The sequence below is a fragment of the Belnapia arida genome (assembly GCF_016773205.1).
GTDB lineage: Bacteria > Pseudomonadota > Alphaproteobacteria > Acetobacterales > Acetobacteraceae > Belnapia > Belnapia arida.
Map to the genome: position 1 here is coordinate 19,319 of NZ_JAETWB010000019.1, position 21,862 is coordinate 41,180.

The 21,862-nt window shown below is 71.6% G+C and carries 23 protein-coding genes; 13 read left to right on the top strand and 10 right to left on the bottom strand.

Features of this window, described 5'->3' with window-relative positions; genetic code table 11:
- Together JMJ56_RS23225 and kynA are read right to left on the bottom strand one after the other, a co-directional pair.
- A complete protein-coding gene (locus tag JMJ56_RS23225; protein WP_202834158.1) occupies positions 1–1,296 on the bottom strand; it encodes a DUF4214 domain-containing protein in 1,296 nt (431 codons plus the stop codon).
- Between the two features lie 72 nt (positions 1,297–1,368).
- Positions 1,369–2,205 carry a tryptophan 2,3-dioxygenase gene (gene kynA, locus JMJ56_RS23230; RefSeq protein WP_202834159.1) on the bottom strand — a complete coding sequence of 279 codons (837 nt, stop codon included), beginning with the start codon at positions 2,203–2,205 and terminating at the stop codon, positions 1,369–1,371.
- 59 nt (positions 2,206–2,264) lie between these two features.
- On the opposite strand from kynA, the gene JMJ56_RS23235 reads away from it, so the two are divergent.
- Together JMJ56_RS23235 and JMJ56_RS23240 are read left to right on the top strand one after the other, a co-directional pair.
- The gene (locus JMJ56_RS23235) at positions 2,265–3,413 is read left to right on the top strand and encodes an aminotransferase class V-fold PLP-dependent enzyme (RefSeq protein ID WP_202834160.1); all 1,149 of its coding nucleotides are present in this window, start codon (positions 2,265–2,267) and stop codon (positions 3,411–3,413) included.
- A complete protein-coding gene (locus tag JMJ56_RS23240) occupies positions 3,413–3,763 on the top strand; it encodes a DUF952 domain-containing protein (RefSeq protein ID WP_202834161.1) in 351 nt (116 codons plus the stop codon). Before JMJ56_RS23235 ends, JMJ56_RS23240 begins: the two co-directional genes overlap by 1 nt.
- On the opposite strand, the gene JMJ56_RS23245 is transcribed toward JMJ56_RS23240, so the two are convergent.
- A complete protein-coding gene (locus JMJ56_RS23245) occupies positions 3,670–4,617 on the bottom strand; it encodes a DMT family transporter (protein ID WP_202834162.1) in 948 nt (315 codons plus the stop codon). The two genes, JMJ56_RS23240 and JMJ56_RS23245, sit on opposite strands and share 94 nt — an antisense overlap.
- A gap of 117 nt (positions 4,618–4,734) precedes the next feature.
- Between JMJ56_RS23245 and JMJ56_RS23250 the strand changes: the two genes are divergently transcribed.
- The 3 genes from JMJ56_RS23250 to JMJ56_RS23260 are packed head-to-tail and all read left to right on the top strand — an operon-like array spanning position 4,735 to position 8,289.
- On the top strand, positions 4,735–5,778 hold the full coding sequence (locus JMJ56_RS23250) for a quinone-dependent dihydroorotate dehydrogenase (protein WP_202834163.1): 1,044 nt from the start codon (positions 4,735–4,737) through the stop codon (positions 5,776–5,778).
- A 12-nt stretch (positions 5,779–5,790) separates the two neighbouring features.
- Complete coding sequence (locus JMJ56_RS23255; protein ID WP_202834164.1) at positions 5,791–6,651, top strand: TIGR01459 family HAD-type hydrolase; 861 nt, start codon at positions 5,791–5,793, stop codon at positions 6,649–6,651.
- Between the two features lie 54 nt (positions 6,652–6,705).
- The gene (locus JMJ56_RS23260; RefSeq protein WP_202834165.1) at positions 6,706–8,289 is read left to right on the top strand and encodes an ABC transporter substrate-binding protein; all 1,584 of its coding nucleotides are present in this window, start codon (positions 6,706–6,708) and stop codon (positions 8,287–8,289) included.
- A 15-nt stretch (positions 8,290–8,304) separates the two neighbouring features.
- Here JMJ56_RS23260 and JMJ56_RS23265 read toward each other — a convergent pair whose 3' ends face one another.
- On the bottom strand, positions 8,305–9,720 hold the full coding sequence (locus JMJ56_RS23265; RefSeq protein WP_202834166.1) for an amidase family protein: 1,416 nt from the start codon (positions 9,718–9,720) through the stop codon (positions 8,305–8,307).
- Positions 9,695–10,420, bottom strand: coding sequence for a pyridoxamine 5'-phosphate oxidase family protein (locus JMJ56_RS23270; protein ID WP_202834167.1), 726 nt, complete (start codon positions 10,418–10,420; stop codon positions 9,695–9,697). The genes JMJ56_RS23265 and JMJ56_RS23270 overlap by 26 nt, the downstream gene beginning before the upstream one ends.
- Positions 10,421–10,515: 95 nt before the next feature.
- Here JMJ56_RS23270 and pdxR point away from each other — a divergent pair, with 95 nt between their 5' ends.
- Together pdxR and JMJ56_RS23280 are read left to right on the top strand one after the other, a co-directional pair.
- A complete protein-coding gene (pdxR, locus tag JMJ56_RS23275) occupies positions 10,516–11,928 on the top strand; it encodes a MocR-like pyridoxine biosynthesis transcription factor PdxR (protein ID WP_202834168.1) in 1,413 nt (470 codons plus the stop codon).
- Between the two features lie 52 nt (positions 11,929–11,980).
- Entirely contained in the window at positions 11,981–13,210 is a 1,230-nt protein-coding gene (locus JMJ56_RS23280) for a multidrug effflux MFS transporter (RefSeq protein ID WP_202834169.1), read from the top strand.
- A 102-nt stretch (positions 13,211–13,312) separates the two neighbouring features.
- On the opposite strand, the gene JMJ56_RS23285 is transcribed toward JMJ56_RS23280, so the two are convergent.
- Positions 13,313–13,915, bottom strand: a complete 603-nt coding sequence (locus JMJ56_RS23285) for a YqgE/AlgH family protein (RefSeq protein ID WP_202834170.1) — start codon at positions 13,913–13,915, stop codon at positions 13,313–13,315.
- A gap of 148 nt (positions 13,916–14,063) precedes the next feature.
- On the opposite strand from JMJ56_RS23285, the gene JMJ56_RS23290 reads away from it, so the two are divergent.
- Both JMJ56_RS23290 and JMJ56_RS23295 read left to right on the top strand, forming a co-directional pair.
- Positions 14,064–14,546: a peroxiredoxin gene (locus JMJ56_RS23290; RefSeq protein WP_202834171.1), complete on the top strand. Its 483-nt coding sequence runs from the start codon at positions 14,064–14,066 to the stop codon at positions 14,544–14,546.
- 16 nt (positions 14,547–14,562) lie between these two features.
- A complete protein-coding gene (locus JMJ56_RS23295) occupies positions 14,563–14,829 on the top strand; it encodes a hypothetical protein (RefSeq protein WP_043338497.1) in 267 nt (88 codons plus the stop codon).
- Here JMJ56_RS23295 and JMJ56_RS23300 read toward each other — a convergent pair.
- From JMJ56_RS23300 to JMJ56_RS23310, 3 genes are read right to left on the bottom strand one after another with little or no spacing between them, the layout of a single operon-like run.
- Complete coding sequence (locus tag JMJ56_RS23300; protein WP_202834172.1) at positions 14,816–16,027, bottom strand: MFS transporter; 1,212 nt, start codon at positions 16,025–16,027, stop codon at positions 14,816–14,818. The two genes, JMJ56_RS23295 and JMJ56_RS23300, sit on opposite strands and share 14 nt — an antisense overlap.
- Positions 16,024–16,881 (bottom strand): MBL fold metallo-hydrolase, encoded by an 858-nt coding sequence (locus JMJ56_RS23305; protein ID WP_202834173.1) that lies wholly within the window; start codon positions 16,879–16,881, stop codon positions 16,024–16,026. The genes JMJ56_RS23300 and JMJ56_RS23305 overlap by 4 nt, the downstream gene beginning before the upstream one ends.
- 45 nt (positions 16,882–16,926) lie before the next feature.
- Positions 16,927–17,145, bottom strand: coding sequence for a DUF2934 domain-containing protein (locus JMJ56_RS23310; RefSeq protein WP_202834174.1), 219 nt, complete (start codon positions 17,143–17,145; stop codon positions 16,927–16,929).
- Between the two features lie 269 nt (positions 17,146–17,414).
- On the opposite strand from JMJ56_RS23310, the gene JMJ56_RS23315 reads away from it, so the two are divergent.
- Genes JMJ56_RS23315 through JMJ56_RS23325 form a run of 3 tightly spaced genes read left to right on the top strand, consistent with a single transcriptional unit; the run spans position 17,415 to position 18,627 of the window.
- The gene (locus tag JMJ56_RS23315; protein ID WP_202834175.1) at positions 17,415–17,552 is read left to right on the top strand and encodes a hypothetical protein; all 138 of its coding nucleotides are present in this window, start codon (positions 17,415–17,417) and stop codon (positions 17,550–17,552) included.
- 36 nt (positions 17,553–17,588) lie between these two features.
- On the top strand, positions 17,589–18,146 hold the full coding sequence (locus JMJ56_RS23320) for a nucleoside 2-deoxyribosyltransferase (RefSeq protein ID WP_202834176.1): 558 nt from the start codon (positions 17,589–17,591) through the stop codon (positions 18,144–18,146).
- Positions 18,147–18,150: 4 nt separating this feature from the next.
- The gene (locus tag JMJ56_RS23325; RefSeq protein ID WP_328702456.1) at positions 18,151–18,627 is read left to right on the top strand and encodes a hypothetical protein; all 477 of its coding nucleotides are present in this window, start codon (positions 18,151–18,153) and stop codon (positions 18,625–18,627) included.
- Between the two features lie 112 nt (positions 18,628–18,739).
- On the opposite strand, the gene rnd is transcribed toward JMJ56_RS23325, so the two are convergent.
- A complete protein-coding gene (gene rnd, locus JMJ56_RS23330) occupies positions 18,740–19,924 on the bottom strand; it encodes a ribonuclease D (protein WP_202834178.1) in 1,185 nt (394 codons plus the stop codon).
- Between the two features lie 112 nt (positions 19,925–20,036).
- On the opposite strand from rnd, the gene aspS reads away from it, so the two are divergent.
- Complete coding sequence (aspS, locus tag JMJ56_RS23335) at positions 20,037–21,839, top strand: aspartate--tRNA ligase (protein ID WP_202834179.1); 1,803 nt, start codon at positions 20,037–20,039, stop codon at positions 21,837–21,839.
- The last annotated feature ends 23 nt before the right edge of the window (positions 21,840–21,862 follow it).

The following is a 21,862-nucleotide window of genomic DNA, read 5'->3' on the forward strand; positions in this document are numbered from 1 at the left end:
TCAGATCATCCAAGCCGACCCGGCCGGGTAGCTCGCCGGCGGCAGCATCCCGCTGCCGAGCCCGCCCGTATCCATGTGCCAGGCCGCGCTGCCGCCCAGCGCCTGCCCGACCCAGACCCCATCAAAGTCGGCCACCGCCGCCAGCGCCGCGTCGGAGCCTGCCAGGTCGGCGACGAGCTGCGCCCGGCTCACCCCGGAGGCCAGCCGCCCAAGCTGCAAGGCCAGCTCCGCCGCATCCGGGTCGCGATGCAGGGCCGTGTGGTGGAGCGTCGTCACCAGCGCCGCATCGCCGAGCCCCGCCAACGTCCCCGGCAGCAACCCCGCCGCCAGGTCGACCCAGCCCCGGCCCGCCGAGCTCTGCTCCACCAGGGTCGCCAGCGCCGTCCCGTCCGCCGCCTGCCCGGTCGCCGTGCCGTGCAGGGCCGCGGCCCGCACCGCCTGCCCCGCCGGATCGAAATCGAGGAAGCCGTCGGCGAGGCGGAGGGTCTGCACCGCCGGCATCCACACCTCCCTGCCCTCAGCGAGGAGCACCTGGCGCAGATCCTCGCCATGGCTGTTGGCCGCCGTCACCGCGCGCGCCTCATGCAGCGCCACCACCTGGCCCGGCGCATGGAGGACGAAGCCGGATTGCGGCGCCGCCGGCGTCAGCACATCCACCTGGCTCTGCTGCGTCCCCGGATCCGTCACGGTGAGGTTGAGGGTGAATCCCGCGCTCTGCCGCCCGTCCGAGACCTGTACGAAGAGCGGATGGGTCGGCATCTCGTCGAGGCCGAGGCTGATGCCCTCCTTCAGCTTCAGCACATTGCCCACCACCTCGAAGCGCCAGGCATCCTCCTCGGCGAAGCTGAAGGCGAAGGGCCCGGCCGAATCCGGGTCGGTGACGGAGAGCGTGCCGATCGCGTTGCCGATCGCACCCGCCGCGACGCTGCCGCCGGTGACGAAGCGCAGGCCGCTCGGTGGCGCGTCGTCCTCGTCGAGGACGGCGACGCGATAGACCGTGCTCGGGCTCTGCCGGCTGCCATCGGTGAAGACGAAGCGCAGCGAGAAGGACAGCTGCGTCGGCAGGTGCGCCGCGGCGAAATACTCGTAATCGACCGGGGCAGCGAGGCCAAGCGTGGCGAGCCCGAGCGAGGGGTTCCAGACCGCCGAGAAGTTCAGCGCATTCGCCCCGGTGAGCTCGATCCCGGCCAGGCTGCCCGTATCGCCGGTCAGCGTCAGGCCCGCGACCCATTCCCCTCGTTTCGTGTTCTCCCGCAACGTGCTGGGAATGGTCCCGGAAACCTGGATGCTCGGCATGGTTTCGCGCCCCGTCTCGACTGACGGGACGAACCATCCGGCGTGCGGCTTACGGAACCATAAGTGAGACGATCATTCCGCGTGCGGGATAGGCCTCAGCTGCGTCCGCACCGTCCAGAGTTCCGGGAAGAATCCCCGTTCGAGCACGCCCTTGAGATAGGCGACGCCGGCCGAGCCGCCCGTGCCCATCCGGTGGCCGATGATCCGCTCCACCGTCCGCATGTGCCGGAAGCGCCAGGTCTGGACGGCATCCTCCAAATCGACCAGCTCCTCGGCCAACTCGTAGAGGTCGAAATGCGCCTCCACCTGCTCGTAGACGATGGCCCAGGCCGCGGTGACGCCTTCATCGGCCTGGTGCGGCTGGCTGAGGTCGCGCCCGAGCACCGCCTCCGGCACCGGCAGGCCGCGGCGCCCGAGCAGCCGCAGCGCCTCGTCATAGAGCGAGGGCCCGTGGAAGGCCGCCTCCAGCACCGCCAGGATGTCCGGCCGGTGGGCATGCGGCTTCAGCATGAAGCCGTCCCGCGCGCCGAGCTTGAACTCGATCAGCCGGTACTGCCAGGACTGGAAGCCGGAGGAGCTGCCGAGGCTGTCGCGGAAGGCCAGGTAGTCGTGCGGCGTCATGGTCGCGAGCACGTCCCAGGCCTCGACCAGCTGCTTCTGGATGCGCGAGACCCGCGCCAGCGCCTTGAAGGCCGGCCGCAGCGCATCGGCGCGGATATTCGCCATCGCCAGGTCCAGCTCATGGTTCAGCAGCTTCATCCAAAGCTCCTGCACCTGGTGGATGGTGATGAAGAGCAGCTCGTCATGCTGGCCGGAGAGCGGCTGCTGCGCCGAGAGGATCTGGTCGAGGTGAAGGTAGTCGCCATAGCTCATGCGCCTGGCGAAATCGGTCTCGACGCCCTCGACCATGGTGGTGGCCTCCCCGGAAGAGTTACTTTAAGCTTAAAGCAATCAGCCGGAGCAAGACCATGCTGGACCTCCGCCCGCATTTCTCCCTGAGCCTCGGCGCCGCACCGGAGCGGCTGCATTTCGCGGCCCATAGTCACCACCCGCGGCCCGACGTCACCCGCGCGGCGCATCTCGCCGCCTGGGAGGATGCAGCCCGGCTGCTCGATGCCAAATGGGGGCATGTGCTGGGCCCGGTCTGGCAGGCGGCGCAGGGCCATGTCGCCCGGCACTGCCGCTTGCCGGACCCGGCGACGATTGTCTTCGCGCCGAACACGCAGGAATTCGTCGTCCGCATCCTCTCGGCGCTGCCGGCCCACCGGTCGCCCCGCATCCTGACGACGGATGGCGAATTCCACAGCTTCGCCCGGCAGGTCGCGCGGCTGGAGGAGGATGGGCTGGCCGCCGTCACCCGCATCCCGAGCGAGCCGGCCCGCGATTGCATCCCGCGCCTCGCCGAGGCTGCCCGGCAAGGCTTCGACCTGATCTGGGCAAGCGAGGTGTTCTTCACCTCCGGTGCCGCGCTGACGGACCTGCCGGCCCTGGCCGAGGCGGCGGGCGAGGCGGCCCTCGTCATCGACGGCTACCACGCCTTCCTGGCCCGGCCGGTCGATCTTGCCGGCATCGCCGACCGCGCCTTCTACCTGGCCGGCGGCTACAAATACGCCATGGCGGGAGAGGGGGCCTGCTTCCTGCACTGCCCCCCGGGCTGGCTGCCGCGCCCCCGCTCGACCGGCTGGTATGCCGGCTTCGGCGCGCTGGCGGAAGGCGATGCGGGCATCCCCTACGCCACGGATGGCTGGCGCTTCATGGGATCCACCTTCGACGCCAGCGGCCTTTACCGCCTGAATGCGGTAATGGATTGGTTGGGCGGACTCGGGATTGATGCTGCTGCCATCCACGCCCATGCCCACGCGCTGCAATCCCGCTTTCTCGCCGGCCTGCCGCGGGCCGGGCTCGACCCCACCCAGCTGGTGGTATCGCCGGACGACCCGGCGCGGGGCAACTTCCTCGCCTTCGACCTAGAGGATGCCGAAGCCTGGCAGGCCCGCCTCGCCGCCGCCGGCATCGTCACCGACCGCCGAGGCCGGCGGCTGCGCTTCGGCTTCGGCCTCTACCAGACCGGGGGGGAGGTGGACCGGCTGCTCGATCGGCTCCAGACTCTGCCCTGATGACCCAGCCCATCTACACCATGGTCCGCGTCGCCGACTGGCGCCTGGCCGAAGCGGCCGGCGCCTACCATGGCAGCGCGGACGACCGGCGCGACGGCTTCCTGCATTTCTCCAGCGCCGCGCAGCTCCGCGCCAGTGCGGCCAAGCATCGCGCCAGCGAGCGGGACCTGCTGCTGGTCGAGGCCGATCCCGCGGCGCTGGGCGAGGCGCTCCGCTGGGAGCCGGCCGGCAGCCGCCCCGGCCTCTTCCCGCATCTCTACGGCGCCTTGCCGCTCTCAGCCGTGCGGACGGTGACGCCGCTGCCGCTCGGCGCGGACGGCACCCATGTCTTCCCCGCCGGGATTGACTGAACCAGCCCGCGCCGCCGCGCCCGCTCGCTCATCAGGCAGGCGAAGACGACGACCGCGCCGCCCGCCAGCATCGCCGCATCCGGCCAATGCCCCCAGATGGCGAGGTCGAGCCCGACCGAGACCGGCAGCGCCGCGAAGCCCCAGGGCGCCAACCGCGAGGCGTCCGAATGCTGGAAGGCGGCCGCGGTGCAGACCACCGCCCCGCCCGCCAGCAACCCGTTCCCTAGCATCCGCGCCAGTTCCATCGGCGGCGGCGAGGACCAATCCAGCGCCGCCAGCGGCCCGAACAGCGCGAGCCCCAGCAGGCTCGGCCAGAGGATGACGCCGACCAGCCCGGGCTCCGTCCGCAGCTTGCGGTTCAGCGTCTGGTTCATGGCGAAGGCGAAGGTCGCGGCCAGCAGCGCCAGGTAGCCGCCGAGCGGCGCATCGAGCCCGCCGAGCTTCGGCGCCACCGCCAGCAGCACGCCGGCGAAGCCGAGCAGGCACCAGGCCCAGGCCGCGCGCGCCACCACCTCGCCCAGGATCAGCACCGACAGGCCGAGGGTCAGCAGCGGCGCGGTGAAGAAGAACAGGTAGCCCTCCGCCAGCGGCACATGCCGAAAGCCGAGGAAGAAGCCGCCCGCCGAAACCATCATCGAGCAGGCCCGGAGTGCCTGCAGCCCGGGATGCCGCGTCGAGAGGGGTCCGCCGAAGCCCGGCCGGACCGTCCGCGCCAGCAGGAAGGCCGGCAGCAGCATGGCGTAGCGGAGGAAGAGCACCTCGCCGAGCCCGTAATGGCCGGAAAGCAGCTTGCTGTTCGCATCGTTGATGCTGAACAACACGACGCCGGCCAGCAGCAGCGCTGGTCCCTTCACTCGGCATTCCTCCCGGGCTTTCCCCGCAGAGGTTGTCGCGGGCGGCGCCCAGGGCGTCAACATCAGGGCGTCAACCGCGCTTCCCAACCTGCGCCGGGTCGGGCACACAGCGGCGCCATGACCCCGCGCCTCGCCTCCCTCGCCACGCTCCTCCTTCGAAGCCTCGATGCCGAGACGGCGCATGGCCTAGCGCTAAAGGCCCTTTCCGCCGGCCTCGCCGGCCGGGCCGAAGCCGCGGCGGACCCAATCCTGGCGACCGAAGCACTCGGCCTCCGCTTCGCCAACCCGCTCGGCCTGGCGGCGGGCTTCGACAAGGATGCGGTGGCGGTCCTGCCGCTGATGCGCCTCGGCTTCGGCTTCGTCGAGGCCGGCACGGTCACCCCGCGGCCGCAGCCGGGCAATCCACGCCCGCGCCTCTTCCGGCTGACGGAGGATGCGGCCGTCATCAACCGCATGGGGTTCAACAATGGCGGGGTGGAGGCCTATCTCGCCCGCCTCCGTGCCCTGCCGCGACCGCTGCCGGCGGTCTTCGGCGCCAATATCGGGGTGAACAAGGAGGGCGCCGACCCGGCGCGGGACTATCCGGCGCTCTACCAGGCGCTCGTGGGCCTCGCCGACTACGTCACCGTCAACGTCTCCTCGCCCAATACCCCTGGCCTGCGCGACCTTCAGGGGGAGGAGCGCTTGGCACAGATCCTCGCCGGCATCGCGGCCATCGATGGGCCGCCGGTGCTGGTGAAGATCGCCCCGGACCTTTCCGAGAACGCCCTGGGCCCGATCATCGAGACCTGCATCGCCCAGGGCGTCGCCGGCCTCATCGTCTCTAACACGACGATCGCGCGGCCGGAGAGCCTGCGCTCGCCGCATCGCGGGGAGGCGGGCGGCCTGTCCGGCGCGCCGCTGCGCGACCGGGCGACCGAGGTGCTGCGCCATTGCCACTGGATCGCCGGGGGACGGTTGACGCTGGTCGGCGTCGGCGGCATCGCCAGCGGCGCGGATGCGCTGGCGAAGATCAAGGCCGGCGCCAGCCTGGTGCAGCTCTACACCGCCTTCGCCTATGCCGGCCCGGCCCTTGTTTCGGCGATCCTCCGCGACCTCGCCGCGCTGCTGCGGCGGGACGGTTTCACCAGTGTCGCCGAAGCGGTCGGCACCGCGGCCTGAAGGAAGAGCGAGATGGACATCCTCGACGGCATCGCCCCGCTGGCGGATCGCTATGACGGCTACGTCCTCGACCTCTGGGGCGTCGTGCACAACGGCAAGCGGCTCTATCCCGGCGTGGCGGAGGCGCTGGCCGAGTTGAAGAAGCGCGGCAAGCGCGTCGTCTTCCTGACCAATGCGCCGCGCCGCGCCTGGTTCGTCCAGGAGATGCTGGACCGGATGGATCTCGACCGCGCGCTCTATGACGGCATCATGTCCTCGGGCGAGATCGCCTGGATGATGCTGAAGGAGCGGCGGCATCCCTTCTTCGCGCCGCTCGGCCGACGGGCCTTCCATATCGGGCCGGAGCGGGACCTCTCGGTGATCGAGGAGGGCGTCGCCGAGGTGGTGGACAGCGCGGCCGATGCCGACTTCCTGCTCAACACCGGCCCCGACCCGGAGCGCGGCTCGGGCGACCCGGCGCCCTATCGCCCGGCGCTCGAGGCCGCCGCCGCCCATCGCCTGCCGATGGTCTGCGTCAACCCGGACCGCTTCGTCATGGTGGGCGAGGACCGGCTGATCTGCGCGGGCGCGCTCGCCGATATCTACCTGGAGTTCGGCTGTCCGGTTTTCGAGGTCGGCAAGCCGGACCCTGCCGTCTACGACCCGGTGATGGAGCTGCTGGGCCTCGCCGACCGGCGCCGGGTGCTCGCCATCGGCGACACGCCGCATACCGACCTTGCCGGTGCCGCGGCCGCGGGGATGGACGCGCTCTGGGCGATGACCGGCCTCGCCGCCCACGCCCATGGCGATGACCCGGACCCGGAGCGGCTGCGTCAGGTAGCGCTGGCCGAGGGCGTCGACCCGATCGCCGCGATTCGCGCGCTGCGCTGGTAGCGCCGCGGTCATTCCGGCCTATGCTGCCCTAAGCAGGCAGCGGGAGGACAGGGAATGATCCAGCGGCGCGGGCTCCTACAGGCATCGGCCCTCACCCTTGCGGCACCGCGCCTGGCCGGCGCGCAGTCTGGGCAGAAGCTGCTGCGCTTCGCCCCGCAGGCCGACCTCGCCATCCTCGACCCGATCACCACCACGGGCTTCGTCACCCGCAACCACGCCTTCCTCGTCTTCGACACCCTCTATGGCTGGGACGAGCAGTACCGGGCGCAGCCGCAGATGGTTGCGGGCCACACCATCGAGGATGATGGCCTGACCTGGACCATGACCCTGCGCGAGGGTCTGCGCTTCCATGACGGGGAGCCGGTGCGGGCGCGGGATGCCGTCGCCAGCGTGAAGCGCTGGGGGCTGCGCGACAGCTTCGGCCTCGCGGTGATGGCGGTGACCGAGGAGATCACCGCCCCCTCCGACCGGGTGATCCGCTGGCGGCTGAAGCGGCCCTTCCCGCTGCTGCCGGATGCGCTCGGCAAGGTCGGCGCCAATGTCGCCTTCATCATGCCGGAGCGGCTGGCGAGCCAGGACGCGGCGTTGCCCATCTCGGAGATGGTCGGCAGCGGCCCCTTCCGCTTCGTGGCCAGCGAGCGCGTCCCCGGCTCGCGCGCGGTCTATGCGAAATTCGATGGCTACGTGCCGCGCCCCGACGGCACGCCGAGCCTGCTCGCCGGGCCGAAGATCGCCCATCTCGACCGGGTGGAGTGGCTGACCCTGCCAGATGCCACGACCGCCGCCGCCGCCCTTCGCCGGGGCGAGATCGACTGGTGGGAGCAGCCGACGACCGACCTGCTGCCGACGCTGCGGCGCGGCCGCGGCCTGAAGGTGGAGGTGCTGGACCCGACCGGGGCCATCGCCATGCTCCGCTTCAACCACCTGCATCCACCCTTCGACAATCCAGGCGTCCGCCGTGCCGTGCTCGGCGCCATCAGCCAGGAGGACGTGATGACCGCCGTTGCCGGCAATGACCGCTCGCTCTGGCGGGACGGCGTCGGCTTCTTCGCCCCGGGCTCCATCATGGCGAGCGACGAGGGAATGGCGGCGCTGACCGGCCCGCGCGACATCGCCGCCTCCCGCCGGGCGCTGGAGGCCGCCGGCTACAAGGGCGAGAAGGTGCTGCTGATGGCACCGACCGACTTCCCCGCCATCAACGCGATGAGCGAGGTGGTGGGCGACGTCTTCCGCAAGCTCGGCCTCAACCTCGACTACGTGGCGATGGATTGGGGCAGCGCGCTGCGTCGCCAGGCCAACCGGGAGCTGCCGGACAAGGGCGGCTACAACGCCTTCTGCACCTACACGGCAGGGGTGAACCAGTTCAACCCGGCCGCCCACAACTTCATCCGCGGCAGCGGGCTGACCGCGACCTTCGGCTGGTCCACCAGTCCGCAGCTCGAGGAGATGCGGAACCAGTGGCTGCAATCCACCGATGACGAGGCCCGCCGCCGCCTCGGCCGGGAGATGCAGCGCCAGGCCTTCCTCGACGTCCCCTATGTGCCGCTCGGCCAGTTCTACCAGCCGACCGCCTACCGCGAGGATGTCAGCGGCCTGCTGAAGGGGCTGCCGCTGTTCTGGAACGTCAGGCGGGGCTGAGGCCGGGGGCGACGCCTACCGGGCCGGCAGCACCTCGAAGGGCCTGGTGGCGAGGAAGCCCGCCCCCGCCCGTAGCACCAGCGCATCCGCCAGCCGCGGCCCTGCCAGTTGCAGCCCGACCGGCAACCCTGCCTCGGTTACGCCGCAGGGCACGGAGATGGCCGGCCCGTGCGAGAGGTCGAAGGGATAGGAGAATTCCGCCCAGACCAACCAGTCCCAGTCATGCTGCGGCCAGTGCGGCGGCCGCTGCATCCCGACCGGGAAGGCGGCGACCGAGGCGGCCGGCGTCGCCAGCAGGTCGAAGCCCGCCTCCTCGAACCAGGCGTTGACCCGGCCGGCATAGGCGAAACGCCGGGTCTGCGCCGCATGCGCCTCGGCGAAGCTCAGGTGGCGATAGGCCTCGGTGCAGGCGACGAGGCCGGGGTCCATCTCGGCCGCGGCCTTGTCGTCGGCGGCGAGGAAGGGCCGCATGGCGCCTCCCCAGAGGTCGCGTTCCAACGCCGGGCCTTCAGGCCCCCAGGGCGGCGTCACCGCCTCGACGAGCGCGCCGCCCGCCTCCAGCGCGCGCACCGCCTCGGCCGTGAGGGCGGCGATCTCCGGATCGACCCGGGCATGGCCGAGATCCGGGCTCCAGGCGATGCGCAGCCCCCGCAACCCGCCCGGCGCCACCTCGGGCGGGAAGCGGTCGGGCAGCGTCGTGTGGTCGAGCGCATGCGGCCCGGCGATGACGGAGAACATCAGCGCCGCGTCCTCCACGCTGCGGGCGAGAGGCCCGGCATGGGAAAGCGCGCCGTTGTTCGGCACCGGCACATAGGGCACCCGGCCATAGGTCGGCTTGAACCCGGCCACGCCGCAGAAATGTGCCGGCAGGCGAATGGAGCCGGCGCCGTCGGTGCCGAGATGCAGCGGCCCGCAGCCGGCGCCGGCCAGCGCCGCGGCGCCGGAGGAGGAGCCGCCGGCCGTCATCCCGTGCATCCAGGGGTTATGCGTCGCCCCGGTCAACGGGTTGTGGCTGACGGCGGTCCAGCCCTGCTCGGTGCTGGTGGTCTTGCCGAGGATAATCGCGCCCGCCTCGCGCAGCCGTGCCACCAGCGGGGCATCGGCGGCGGCGGGGCTCGGGTCGGAGAGGCGGGAGCCGCGCCGGGTGGGCAGCCCCTTCACTGCCTGCACGTCCTTGATGGTGACGGGCACGCCATGCAGCGGCCCGAGCACGCCGCCGCGCATCACCGCCGCCTCGGCCTCGCGCGCCGCGGCGCGGGCGCCCTCGGCATCCAGCGCGACGAAGGCGTTGAGCGCGGGCTCCTTCGCCGCGATGCGGGCGAGCACCGCCTCGGTGATCTCGACCGGCGAGGCGCGCCGCTCGCGCACCATCGCCGCCATCGCCACCGCCGAGGCGGTCGCCAGGTCAGTCGTCGCCGTGTCCTGTGCCATAGGTCGTCCGGTAGCTCTCGCTCATGATCTCGTCGAGCCTACGACCGGGCGTGAAGCCTGCCAAACCGGGCGGGTAGGGGACGCCCTCCGGCATGCGGGGGCAGGGCTCGGCGGCGCCGATCACCTGGGTCACCGGGAAGCGGGCGGCGTAGATGGGCAGCGCATAGTCCTCCTCCTCGTCGCCGACGCCCTTGGCGCGGATCTTCCCGCTCGCCTCCTCGATGGTCATGCCGATGACCATGGTCGCCTTCAGCTCCTGCGTGGTGCTGGGGCGCAGCTCGGCATTCCGGCCGGGGTAGAAGCGGTCGATCATGATGTCGAGCGCGCGCGACTTCTCGTCGAGGTCGTCCACGATATGCGCGGTGCCGAAACACATGGCCGACCGGTAGTCGACCGAGTGGTTGAAGCCGCAGCGGGCCAGCACCAGGCTGTCGAGATGCGTCACCGTCAGGCAGACCGGGATGCCCGGCTTCTGCGTGCGCAGCATCCGGCTGGCCGAGGAGCCGTGCCAGTAGAGGTGGCTGCCCTCGCGCCAGAAGGCGGTCGGCGTGCAGTAGGGCTGGCCGTCGATGACATAGGCGATGTGGCAGAGCATCGCCGCGTCGAGGATGGCATGCACCGTCTCGTGGTCGTAGCGTCCGCGCTCATGCAGGCGCTTCACCCGGTTGCGGGGCGTGACGGGATAGGCGGTGTCGGGCATCGGTCTTCTCTCGCACGGGTCGATAGGTGCATATGACAGATCGGATTGGTCCCTCGTGAGGGCCAATCGAGCGTCCTGAGGCTGGTCCAATCGACATGGAAGCCGATCTGCTGCTGATCCCGATCGACCGCGCCGCCTCGGCGCCGGTGCTGCGCCAGGTCTATCTCGGCCTGCGCCGGGCGATCCTCTCCGGCGCCATCCCGGCCGGGGGCCGCCTGCCGCCGACGCGGGCGCTGGCGGCGCGGCTCGGCATCGCCCGCAACTCGGTCGTGGCGGCCTATGAGCAACTGCTCGCCGAGGGCTTCATCGAGGGCCGGGTCGGCGCCGGCAGCTTCGTCTCCCGCGACCTGCCGGAGCCGCTGGACCTGCCGCCTCCGGCCATGCCGCCCCCGCCCCCCGTCGTGCCGCATGCCGGGCAATACGGCGCCGCCCCCTTCAACACCGGCCGCTGCACGCTGGACGACCGGACGCTCCAGGTCTGGCGTAGCCTGACCGCCCGGCGCCTGGCGCGGCCCGACCCGGCCCTGCTCGGCTATGCCGACCCGAGCGGCTCGGCCGCGCTGCGCGGCGCCATCGCCCGCTACCTCCGCGCCGCGCGCGCCGTGCGATGCGAGCCGGAGCAGGTGGTGGTGACGGCCGGCGCCCAGCAGGCGATCGACCTGGTGCTGCGCGTGCTGCTGCGTCCGGGCGATGCCGCCTGGTTCGAGGACCCCGGCTACCCGGCGGTCCGCGCGGCGCTGGCCGCCGCCGGAGCACGGATCGTGCCCGTGCCGGTCGATGCGCAGGGGATGGACGTGGCGGCCGGGATCGCCGCGGCACCCGAGGCGCGGCTCGCCTATGTCACGCCCTCCTCGCAGTACCCGCTCGGCGTCGTGCTCTCCATGGCGCGGCGGATGGAGCTGCTGGCCTGGGCCCACCGCGCCGGCGCCTGGCTGCTGGAGGACGACTACGACAGCGAATTCCGCTATGCCGGCCGCCCGCTGGCCTCGCTTCAGGGCATCGATGCCGCCGGGCGCGTGATCTATGTCGGCACCTTCAGCAAGGTGCTCTTCCCCGGGCTGCGGCTCGGCTACGCGGTGCTGCCGCCCGCCCTGCTGGAGGGCGTCCGCTCCACCCGGCTGCTGAGCGACTGGCACCCGGCCGCCCTGCAGGAAGGTGTCGTCACCGACTTCATCGAGGAGGGACATTTCGCCCAGCACCTGCGGAGGATGCGCCAGCACTACCGCGGCACGCGGGACGCGCTGGTGGCGGCGCTGCGCGAGCACCTGGCCGGCACGCTGGAGGTGGAGGTGCCGGACCAGGGGATGAAGCTCCTCGCCCGCCTCCGCCCCGGCCTCGCCGATCAGGCGGTGGCCGAGGCGGCGGCACGGCGCGGCGTCATCGCCCGGCCGGTGAGCCCGATGTTCCTCGCGGCCCCGCCTCTCCAGGCGCTGATGCTTGGCTTTTCCGGGCATGAGCCGGGCAGCCTGCGCTGGGCGGCGCGGGAGTTGGCCCGCGCATTGGCGTAATTGTGCGTCCCTCGCCCTGGGCAGCGGCGGCGGCGGCGCCTAGAAGGGCCGGGTGAGCCCGCGCGACATCCCAGAGGGCGACCTTTCCCCCGCCGCAAAAGCCCCGCCCCGGCGGCCGGTCCCGTCCATGCTGCTGCTGGTGGCGATGACGGGCATCGGCCCCTTCACCATGCAGATCCTCATCCCGAGCCTGCCGGCCCTGGCGGAGGCGCTGGCCTCCAGCTACGGCCTCGCCCAGCTCAGCCTGACGCTCTATCTGGTCGGAGTGGCCGGGGCGCAGCTGGTCTACGGCCCGCTCTCGGACCGCTACGGGCGCAAGCCGCTGCTGCTGGCCGGACTGGTGCTCTATTGCCTCGGCAGCCTGGGCGCGGCGCTGGCGCCCTCCATCCATGCGCTGATCCTCGCCCGCGTGGTGCAGGCGGTGGGTGGCTGCGCCGGCCTCGTGCTCGGCCGCGCCATGATCCGCGACGCCTATCCGCGCGAGGAGGCGGCGAGCCGCCTCGGCATCGTCAGCTCGGCCATGGCCATCGCGCCGATGATCGGCCCGCTGCTCGGCAGCCTGCTCGAGGCGCAGTTCGGCTGGCGCGCCAGCATGCTCGCCTGCCTCGTCTTCGGCCTGCCGCTGCTGGCCGCCATCCGCCTCCGCCTGCCGGAGACGCTGGCCGAGCCGGCGCCGCTGCCTGGCCTTGCCGGCCTGCTCGGCGCATATGCCGCGCTGCTGCGGCTGCCCGCCTTCCGCGCCTATTGCGGCATCACCGCCTTCGCCACGGGCATGTTCTTCGCCTTCGCCGGCGGGGCGCCGCTGACCGTCATCAAGGGGCTCGGCTACAGCTCCACCGCCTATGCCGTGGCGATGATGACGACGCCCTTCGCCTGGAGCTCCGGCACCTTCACCGCGGCACGGCTGACGCAGCGGGTCGGCATGGTGCGGATGATGGCGCTCGGCACGGCCGTGATGCTGGCAGGCGGCACGCTCGCGGTGCTGCTGCCGCTGCTGGTGCCGGGGCATATCGCGCTGGTCTTCCTGCCGATGGCGGTCGCCGCCTTCGGCAACGGCATGACTCAGCCGAACGCCATCGCCTGCGCCATCAGCGTGCGGCCGAACCTGGCCGGCACCGCCTCCGGCCTGATCGGTGCGGCGCAGATGGGCTGCGGGGCACTGATGACGGTGTTCTGTGGCATGACCGAGACGGGCAATGGCCTCGCCACCGGCACCTGGATGCTGGTCTCGGCCCTGGCGACGCTTTGGGCGCTGCGCGCCTCACGCCGGTTGAAGGCGTAGCGCCGGGCCCTGCCGCGGCTTTGCCGTGGCAGGCACGCGGAGTGCTATGAGATGAGCGACATCCGGGGGCCCCGTAGCGCGGCGCAGCGGCGTCGTGGGGAGTTATGCGTGCCCCGCCGCCCCGGAGAGCAGCAGCGGATCGACCCGCAGCTTGGCCATGGCCTGCCGCCACTTGCCGTCATGCCCCTCGCCGAAGAGCAACGCCTCGTCCGGATCGACAGAGAGCCAGGAATTGGCTTGGATCTCGTCCTCCAGCTGGCCCGGCCCCCAGCCGGCATAGCCGAGCGCCAGGATGCCGCTGCGCGGGCCGCCACCGCCGGCGATCGCTTTCAGGATGTCGACGCTCGCGGTCAGCGCCAGGTCCTCGGCAACGGGGAGGGAGGCGTCGCTGGTCCAGTCCTTGGTATGCAGCACGAAGCCGCGGCCGCCCTCGACCGGCCCGCCCTGGCAGAGGGCGATGCGCCGCTGCGGCGGCACCGGCTCCAGCTCAAGCTGCTTCAGCAGCTCGTCGAAGGACATGCCCTCGATCGGCTTGTTCAGGATGATGCCCATCGCCCCTTCCGGGGAATGGGCGCAAAGGCAGATCACGGTGCCCGCGAAGCGCGGATCCTGCATGTTCGGCATGGCGACCAGGATCTGGCCGCTCAGATAGCCTTCCTCATGGCTGGCCTGGGCGGTCGGTCGGGTGCGTGGGCGTTTGGCCATGCCCTCAAGATGGCGGCTGGCCAGTGGTCCCGCAAGCCGGGCCGCGCCCGCACGCGCGGGGGTGAAGGCCCGGCCGCGCCCCATCCCGTGCGGTGACAGGCGCCGGGGAAGCGGTTACAGGATGGCGGATCGGAGGAGAGTACCCCCCATGACCATCCAGGTTGGCGACAGCATCCCCGCAGTGAAGCTGATGCAGGGCACGGCCGAAGGCCCGAAGGAGACCTCGACTGAGGAGCTGTTCGGCGGCAAGACCGTGGTGCTGTTCGGCGTGCCCGGCGCCTTCACGCCCACCTGCTCGGCCAAGCACCTGCCGGGCTTCGTCACCCAGTATGACGCGCTGAAGGCCAAGGGCGCCGATGTGGTCGCCTGCATGGCGGTGAACGACGCCTTCGTCATGGCCGCCTGGGGCAAGGACCAGGGCGTCGGCGACAAGGTGGTGATGCTGGCCGATGGCAGCGCCGAGTTCACGAGGAAGCTCGGGCTTGAGCTGGACCTGACGGCACGCGGCCTCGGCGTCCGCAGCCAGCGCTTCGCCCTCATCGCCAAGAACGGCAAGGTGACGCATGTCGCCGTCGAGGCGCCGGGCGCCTTCGAGGTGAGCACGGCCGAAGCCGCCCTGGCGGCGCTTTGATCGGGAGGCCGCGGCCATGAACCCCTTCACCGCCGCGGCCTTCGCCTGGCAGACGGCCTTCGTCTTCACGCTCCGCAGCGCCCAGCTCTGGGCCGAGCCGGCCGAGGCGCAGGCCCGGCTCACCGGCTATGTGCTGGAGAAGCAGAAGGCCTTCACCAGCGGCGCCTTCGCCGCCGGGCAGGCGGCGCTCTCCGGTGCCGGGGCGGAGGCGGTGATGGCCGCCGCCATCGCCCCCTCGCATCGCCGGGTGCGGGCCAACATGCGGAAGATCATCCGGGGCTGAGGAGGGGCGCCCGCCTCCGCCGCAGCGCCAGCCCGCCGAGCAGGGCGAGCGCCGCCAGGTTGCAGGCGATCCCGACCTGCCAGGCGATGGCATAGAAGCCGAAGCCGTCATAGAGAGCGCCCGCCAGCCATGCTCCCGCCGCCATGCCGGAGAGGCTGAGGAAGAGCAGCACCGGCACCCGCCAGGCCGCCTCGCTGGCGGGGAACAGCTCCCGCACCGCCAGCACATAGGCCGGCACGATCCCGCTGAAGCCGAGGCCGTAGCCGGCGGCGACGAGGAACAGCCCGGCCTCGTCCTGGGTGGTGAGGAAGGCCGCCATCCCCACCGTCTGGCAGAGATTGCCGGCGAGCAGCGTGTTCAGCCCGCCGATCCGGTCGGCGACCCAGCCCCAGAACTGCCGCGCCAGGAAGGCCGCGATGAGCAGCACGGAGAGCATCCACGCCCCCTGCTGCGCACTGATGCCGAGATCGCCGCAGAAGGCGACGAGATGCGCCGCCGGCATCGCCATCGGAATGCAGCAGAGGAAGGAGGCGAGCGCCAGCAGCCCGAGCGCCAGGTTCGGCGGGAGGCCGAGAACCGTCTCCCCGACGACCGGCCCGGCCTCCGCCGCAGCCCCGGGCAGCGGCTGCGGTGCCGGCCGCAGCACCAGCGCCGCCAGCGGCAGGATGGTGGCGGCGGCGAAGACCCCGTAGCCCAGCATCACCCGCTGCCAGCCATGGGCGGCGATCAACCGCTCGAGCAGCGCCGGCCAGAGGGCGCCCGCCACATATTGCCCGGAGGCGACCAGCGCCAGCGCCGTCCCCCGCCGCCGGTCGAACCAGAGCGATACATAGGTCATCATCGGCGGAAAAAGCGCGCCGTTGCCGAGCAGCCCGACCAGCAGCCCGAAGCCGACCACCAGCTGCCAGGCCGCCCCGCCCGAGGCGAGCGCCAGCCCGGCGCAGACCATCGCGCCCCCGACCATGGCGATCAGCCGCGTGGAGGTTCGCCCGGCGATCCACCCCATCAGGATGCCGCCCGCGCCCGCGCCGAGATAGGCCAGCGACGAGGCCAGCGCCGGGATTGAGCGCGCATCGCCGAGATCGGCGGCGATCGGCCGCAGCGCCACCACCACCAGCAACGGCGCTCCGAAGGAGATGGAGAGGATGACGACCGCCGTGACCGCGATGACCCAGGAGGCGCGGCTCTCGATGCTCACCAGCACATCAGCATCCGCAGTCCCGCCGCGCCGCGAATCACCCGCCCGGCGGTGCGCCCGGCGAAATGCGTGCCGATGACCAGCACCGGCGTGCCGGCCAACCCGCCGAAGACCTCCCGCCGCGTCGCCTCCGCCTGGGCGGGGTCGGCATCGGCGGTCGAGTTCCAGTGCGGATGGGCGAGCTGGCAGGGGTGGTGCGCGATATCGCCGGTGATGAAGCCCCGCTCGCCCCCGGACTCGATGGCGACGCTCACATGCCCCGGCGTATGGCCGAAGCTCGGCACCAGTCGTACCTCGGGGCAAAGGCGGTGATCCGCCTCGATCAACTCGTGCAGCCCCGCCTCGACGATGGGTTGGACGGAATCGGCGAAGACCGCGGCCTGCGCCTCACCGCCCGCGCCGGCCGACCAATGCTCGAATTCCCGCCGGCCGAAGAGGTAGCGCGCGTTCGGGAAGCTCGGCATCCAGCGACCCTCGACAAGCCGGGTGTTCCAGCCGACATGATCGACATGCAGGTGGGTGCAGAGCACCGTGTCGATGCTCTCGGGCGGGAAGCCGGCCTCCGCCATTTCCTCGAGGAAGCGGGACTGCCGGGCGTTCCAGTGCGGGATCTTCCGCCCCTGCTTGTCGTTGCCGAGGCAGGTATCGACCAGGATGCGCCGCCCCGGCGCCTCCACCACCAGCGCATGGATGCTGAGCCGCAACCGCCCCGCCTCGTCGGCGAAGTCGGGCACCAGCCAGTCGATCTTCCGCACTTCCTCCGGCGTCGCCTGGGGCAGCAGGAAGCGGCTGCCCCCGGTCGCCTCCAGCTCCACGAGCTTGGTGACGGTGACCTGGCCGATGGTCCAGTGCATGGAAGGCCCTCCCCTCCGCCATAGCAGCGGCGGGGCCGGGCTGCGTCAAGCCGGACCGCCGACGCCGGTGATGCCGCTATGCGCCGGCGGGTCGCTGGCGGGGAAGCTCTCCTCGCTGGCTTCGTCGGCCTCGCGGTCTTGCCGCTCGGCGGCGACGGCGCGGCGCCAGTGCGCCTCCGCTAGGCCATCGGGCTGGCCATCGCCAAGCCACAGGAAATAGGCGCGTTCGCGGATGCGCCGCGCGCGGTCGTCGTCGTCGCTCATTCCGGGTCCTCTCTTTCCGTCGCATCAACCGGCCAGAGGGCAGACGGTTCGACGCGCCATTGCACCGATCCGCGATGCACGGGTCAGTGACTGGATCGGAACGGTTGCGCCGCACAAACTCCGTTCCGTAACGACGTCATGGCCCATCTGTGCAGGACATTCTCGATCGACGGAGGACGGAGGCCCGCCAGGCGCTCCGGCCCAATCCCAATGCCTGGCAGCAGGCCCGCCCGCGAGCCGCGGCGATGCGTCCGCCCCGGCCCACACGCGTGAGCCTCGGCGAGGTGCTGCAGCGCTTGCTGGAGCGGGGCGCCGCCAGCCATGCCTGGAAGCTGTTCGGCGGCGCCGTCCTCGCCTGGGCGCTGGCCCTGCTCTGCACCGCCTGGCTGCTCGGTGTCTTCCCCTAATGACAGGTGGCGCCGGCTCCTGTTGACTGCCGGCGCATGAGCATCACCGCCTATCTCGCCGGGCCGGACGTCTTCCTCCCCGACGCCATCGCCCACGCGGCCCGCAAGGTCGCCCTCTGCGCGCAGCATGGCGTCATTGGCCGGCCGCCGCTGAACGAGGATGTCGAGACGCTGCGCACCCTGCCAGAGGACCGGTTGTGGCGCGTCATCTACGACAAGGACGTGGCGATGATGGAGGAATGCGACATCGTCATCGCCAACCTCACCCCCTTCCGCGGCCCCTCGGCGGATGCGGGCACGCTGGTGGAACTCGGCTGGTTCCTCGGCCGCGGCAAGCCGATCTTCGCCTATTCCAACACGGCGACGCCCTTCGCCGAGCGCAGCCGCCGGCACCTGGCTGCGGTGCCGGACCCGATGCCCGGCCTGATGGTCGAGGGCTTCGGCCTGGCCGACAACCTGATGATTCCCGGCGCCGTGCTGCAGGGCGGCGGCCACCCGGTCGTGCTGCCGGCGGATGGGGTGGACCGGGCCTTCGATGCGCTCGATGTCTTCGCCGATTGCGTCCGCCTCGCCGCCGGGGCCTGCCGCCGGTAGCGCCGTGCTCTTCCTCGACCTCGACGGCGTGCTGGCGGATTTCGACCGCGGCGTCGAGATCGTGACCGGCCAGCGGCCGGAGGCGCTGCCGCTCAAGGCGATGTGGGCCGCGCTCGCCCGCGCGCCGCGCTTCTTCGAGACGCTGGAGATGATGCAGGATGCCGAGGCGCTCTGGCGCTTCTGCGCCCCGCTGAGACCGACCATCCTGACCGGCCTGCCGCGCGGCGCCTGGGCGCCGGAGCAGAAGCGGCGCTGGGTGGCGCGGGTACTCGGCGCGCATGTCCCCATCATCACCTGCATGAGCCACGAGAAGCCGCGTTGGTCAGGCCCCGGCCATGTGCTGGTGGATGACCGCGCCTCGGCGCGGGATGGGTGGGAGCGGAAGGGCGGGCGCTTCATCCACCACGTCTCGGCGGCGGGGAGCATCGCGCAGCTGCGGGCGCTTGGCCTCGAGGGCACCGCGGAGGGCCTGCCGCGTTGAGCCTGCCTCCCAGGACAGGAGACAGGCATGGCAGAGGATCAGGCGAAGCCCGGCACGCCGATGGTGCCGCAGCCCCAGCAGCCGGCCGGCACCGGCGGCGGTGCCCGGCCGCCTACCGCACTGCGATCAGCTTGATCCGCCGCCCCTCGACGCCGACCGCCAGCCGGCCTGCCTTGAGCGCCATCGCCGCCTCGCCGAAGACCTCCCGCCGCCAGCCATGCAGCGCCGGCAGATCCGGCTCCGCCTCGGTCGCCAGCCGGTCCAGTTCCTCGCTGTTCGCCAGCAGGCGCGGCGCGACATGGTGCTCCTCCGCCTTGGCCGCCAGCAGCACCTTCAGCAGCGCGACCAGGGCAGGGGAGGGGGAGGGGCCGCCGCGGTCGCGCGGCGCCTCCGGCAGGTCCGAATCGGGCAGCGCCTTGGCCGCCTTGATCGCGGCGATCAGCCCGGCCCCGCTCCGCCCCTTGGCGAAACCCTCCGAGATGCCCCGCGCCCGCGCCAGGTCGGCCGGAGTCTCCGGCCCGGTGGCGGCCAGTTCCAGCAGCGTCTCGTCCTTCACCAACCGCTGGCGGGGGATGTTGATGCGCTGAGCCTCCCGCTCCCGCCAGGCGGCAGCGGCCTGCAGCAGGCCAAGGAAGCGGCGGTTGCCGGTACGCGGGCGCAGCCGCTCCCAGGCCGTCTCGGGATCGACGCGGTAGGTCTCCGGCCGGTTCAGCACCGCCATCTCCTCGCCCACCCAGTCGAGCCGCCCCTCCCGCTCCAGCCGCTCGCTGAGCGCGACGTAGATGCGGCGGAGATGGGTGACATCGGCCGCCGCATAGGCGACCTGCGCGGCGGAGAGCGGCCGCACCGACCAGTCGCTGAAGCGGTGCGCCTTGTCGATCTGGGCATTGGCCAGCGAGCGGCAGAGCTGGTCGTAGCTCACCTGGTCGCCGAAGCCGGCCACCATGGCGGCCACCTGGGTGTCGAAGAGCGGCGCCGGCACCGCATCGAATTTCAGCAGGAAGATCTCCACGTCCTGCCGCGCGGCGTGGAAGACCTTCACCACCGCGGGGTCGGCCAGCAGGGCGCCGAGCGGGGCGAGGTCGAGATCGGGGGCCAAGGCATCGACCACGGCCGTCTCACGCTCCCCGCCGAGCTGGACGACGCAGAGCTCGGGCCAATAGGTCCGCTCGCGCATGAACTCCGTATCGATCGTGACGAAGCTCTCCCCCCGCAGCCGCTCGCAGAGGGCGGCGAGGGCCTCGGTGGTGGTGACGAGGGCGGGAACGGGCTCGGCTTCGACGGAACGACGGCTCATCCGAGGCTTCTAGACCCGGGCGGGGCCGGGGGAAAGCCATGCGAGCTTGACAGGACCGGCCACCGGCCCCTCTTACGGGCGCTCCGATCGCCAGCGCAGGTTCCCAACTCCCATGCACGCCTACCGCACCCATAGCTGCGGCGCCCTCCGCGCCACCGATGCCGGCAACACGGCTCGCCTCTCCGGCTGGGTGCACCGGAAGCGGGACCATGGCGGACTGCTCTTCATCGACCTGCGCGACCATTACGGCCTCACGCAATGCGTGGTGGCGCAGGGCTCGCCCGTCTTCGAGGTGGCGGACCGGCTGCGGCCCGAGAGCGTCATCACCGTCACTGGCGAGGTGGTGAACCGCGAGCCGGGCACGATCAACGCCAAGCTGCCGACCGGCGAGATCGAGCTCCGCGTCCGCGAGCTCACCGTGCAATCGACGGCCGAGGTGCTGCCCTTCCAGATCGCAGCGGAGCAGGAGTACCCAGAGGAGATGCGGCTGCGCTACCGCTTCCTCGACCTCAGGCGGGAGCGGCTGCAGCGCAACATGATCCTCCGCGCGCAGATCATCCAGGACATCCGCGAGCGGATGATCGCCGCCAGCTTCAACGAATTCCAGACGCCGATCCTGACGGTCAGCAGCCCCGAGGGCGCGCGCGACTTCCTCGTCCCCGCGCGGTTGCATCCCGGCAAGTTCTACGCCCTGCCGCAGGCGCCGCAGCAGTACAAGCAGCTGACGATGGTGGCGGGCTTCGACCGTTACTTCCAGATCGCCCCCTGCTTCCGCGACGAGGCCGGCCGCGCCGACCGCACGCTGATGTTCTACCAGCTCGACGTCGAGATGAGCTTTGTCACGCAGGAGGACGTGTTCACCACGATGGAGCCGGTGATCCGCGGCACCTTCGAGCGCTTCGCCGAGGGGCGCCATGTCGATGCCGGCCCCTGGATCCGCATCCCCTATGCGAAGGCCATGCTCGACTACGGCTCCGACAAGCCGGATCTCCGCAACCCGCTCGTCATCCGCGACGTCACCGAGCAGTTCGCCGGCTCCGGCTTCGGCCTCTTCGCCAAGATCGCGGCCTCGGGCGGCGTGGTGCGCGCCATCCCGGCGCCGGACGCCGCCGCCAACCCGCGCAGCTTCTTCGACAAGATGAACGAATGGGCGCGCGAGCAGGGCGCCGGCGGCCTCGGCTACATCACCTTCGACGCCGAGGGCGCCAAGGGGCCGATCGCCCGCAACCTCAAGGCCGACCGTGCCGAGGCCATCCGCGCCGCCTGCGGTCTTGGGGCAGGCGATGCCGTCTTCTTCGCCGCCGGCAAGGCCGCGGATGCCGCGAAGCTCGCCGGCCAGGCGCGCCTCAAGCTCGGCCACGACCTCGGCCTCTCCGAGAAGACGGGCTTCCGCTTCTGCTGGATCACCGACTTTCCCTTCTACGAGCTGAACGAGGAAACCGGGCAGGTCGACTTCAGCCACAACCCCTTCTCCATGCCGCAGGGCGAGATGGCGGCGCTGGAGGGGCAGGACCCGCTGACCATCCCGGCCTATCAGTACGACGTGGTCTGCAACGGATACGAGATGGCCTCGGGCGCCATCCGCAACCACAAGTCGGAGATCATGGTGCGCGCCTTCGGCATCGCCGGCTATCCGCCCGAGGCGGTGGAGGAGCGCTTCGGCGGCATGCTGAACGCCTTCCGCTACGGCGCCCCGCCGCACGGCGGCATGGCGGCCGGCATCGACCGCATCGTCATGCTGCTGGCGGAGGAGCCGAACCTGCGCGAGGTCAACCTCTTCCCGATGAATCAGCAGGGCGAGGAGCTGATGATGGGCTCGCCCTCCACCGTCGAGCCCGCCCGGCTCAAGGAATTGCACATCCGCACCGAGCTGCCCCCCGCAAAGGGGGCTGCCGCGGCGCCCAAGGCGCCCTAGATCAACACGTCGCTTCAAAGGAC

Bases quoted from the DNA above. Each gene is read 5' to 3' on its own strand.
- JMJ56_RS23265 (WP_202834166.1), bottom strand. From the start codon at position 9,720: ATGGCACAGGACACGGCGACGACTGACCTGGCGACCGCCTCGGCGGTG.
- JMJ56_RS23255 (WP_202834164.1), top strand. From the start codon at position 5,791: ATGGACATCCTCGACGGCATCGCCCCGCTGGCGGATCGCTATGACGGC.
- JMJ56_RS23295 (WP_043338497.1), top strand. From the start codon at position 14,563: ATGAACCCCTTCACCGCCGCGGCCTTCGCCTGGCAGACGGCCTTCGTC.
- JMJ56_RS23290 (WP_202834171.1), top strand. From the start codon at position 14,064: ATGACCATCCAGGTTGGCGACAGCATCCCCGCAGTGAAGCTGATGCAG.
- JMJ56_RS23305 (WP_202834173.1), bottom strand. From the start codon at position 16,881: ATGCACTGGACCATCGGCCAGGTCACCGTCACCAAGCTCGTGGAGCTG.
- JMJ56_RS23240 (WP_202834161.1), top strand. From the start codon at position 3,413: ATGACCCAGCCCATCTACACCATGGTCCGCGTCGCCGACTGGCGCCTG.
- rnd (WP_202834178.1), bottom strand. From the start codon at position 19,924: ATGAGCCGTCGTTCCGTCGAAGCCGAGCCCGTTCCCGCCCTCGTCACC.
- JMJ56_RS23250 (WP_202834163.1), top strand. From the start codon at position 4,735: ATGACCCCGCGCCTCGCCTCCCTCGCCACGCTCCTCCTTCGAAGCCTC.
- JMJ56_RS23320 (WP_202834176.1), top strand. From the start codon at position 17,589: ATGAGCATCACCGCCTATCTCGCCGGGCCGGACGTCTTCCTCCCCGAC.
- JMJ56_RS23260 (WP_202834165.1), top strand. From the start codon at position 6,706: ATGATCCAGCGGCGCGGGCTCCTACAGGCATCGGCCCTCACCCTTGCG.
- aspS (WP_202834179.1), top strand. From the start codon at position 20,037: ATGCACGCCTACCGCACCCATAGCTGCGGCGCCCTCCGCGCCACCGAT.
- JMJ56_RS23285 (WP_202834170.1), bottom strand. From the start codon at position 13,915: ATGGCCAAACGCCCACGCACCCGACCGACCGCCCAGGCCAGCCATGAG.
- JMJ56_RS23310 (WP_202834174.1), bottom strand. From the start codon at position 17,145: ATGAGCGACGACGACGACCGCGCGCGGCGCATCCGCGAACGCGCCTAT.
- JMJ56_RS23235 (WP_202834160.1), top strand. From the start codon at position 2,265: ATGCTGGACCTCCGCCCGCATTTCTCCCTGAGCCTCGGCGCCGCACCG.
- kynA (WP_202834159.1), bottom strand. From the start codon at position 2,205: ATGGTCGAGGGCGTCGAGACCGATTTCGCCAGGCGCATGAGCTATGGC.
- JMJ56_RS23270 (WP_202834167.1), bottom strand. From the start codon at position 10,420: ATGCCCGACACCGCCTATCCCGTCACGCCCCGCAACCGGGTGAAGCGC.
- JMJ56_RS23225 (WP_202834158.1), bottom strand. From the start codon at position 1,296: ATGCCGAGCATCCAGGTTTCCGGGACCATTCCCAGCACGTTGCGGGAG.
- pdxR (WP_202834168.1), top strand. From the start codon at position 10,516: ATGGAAGCCGATCTGCTGCTGATCCCGATCGACCGCGCCGCCTCGGCG.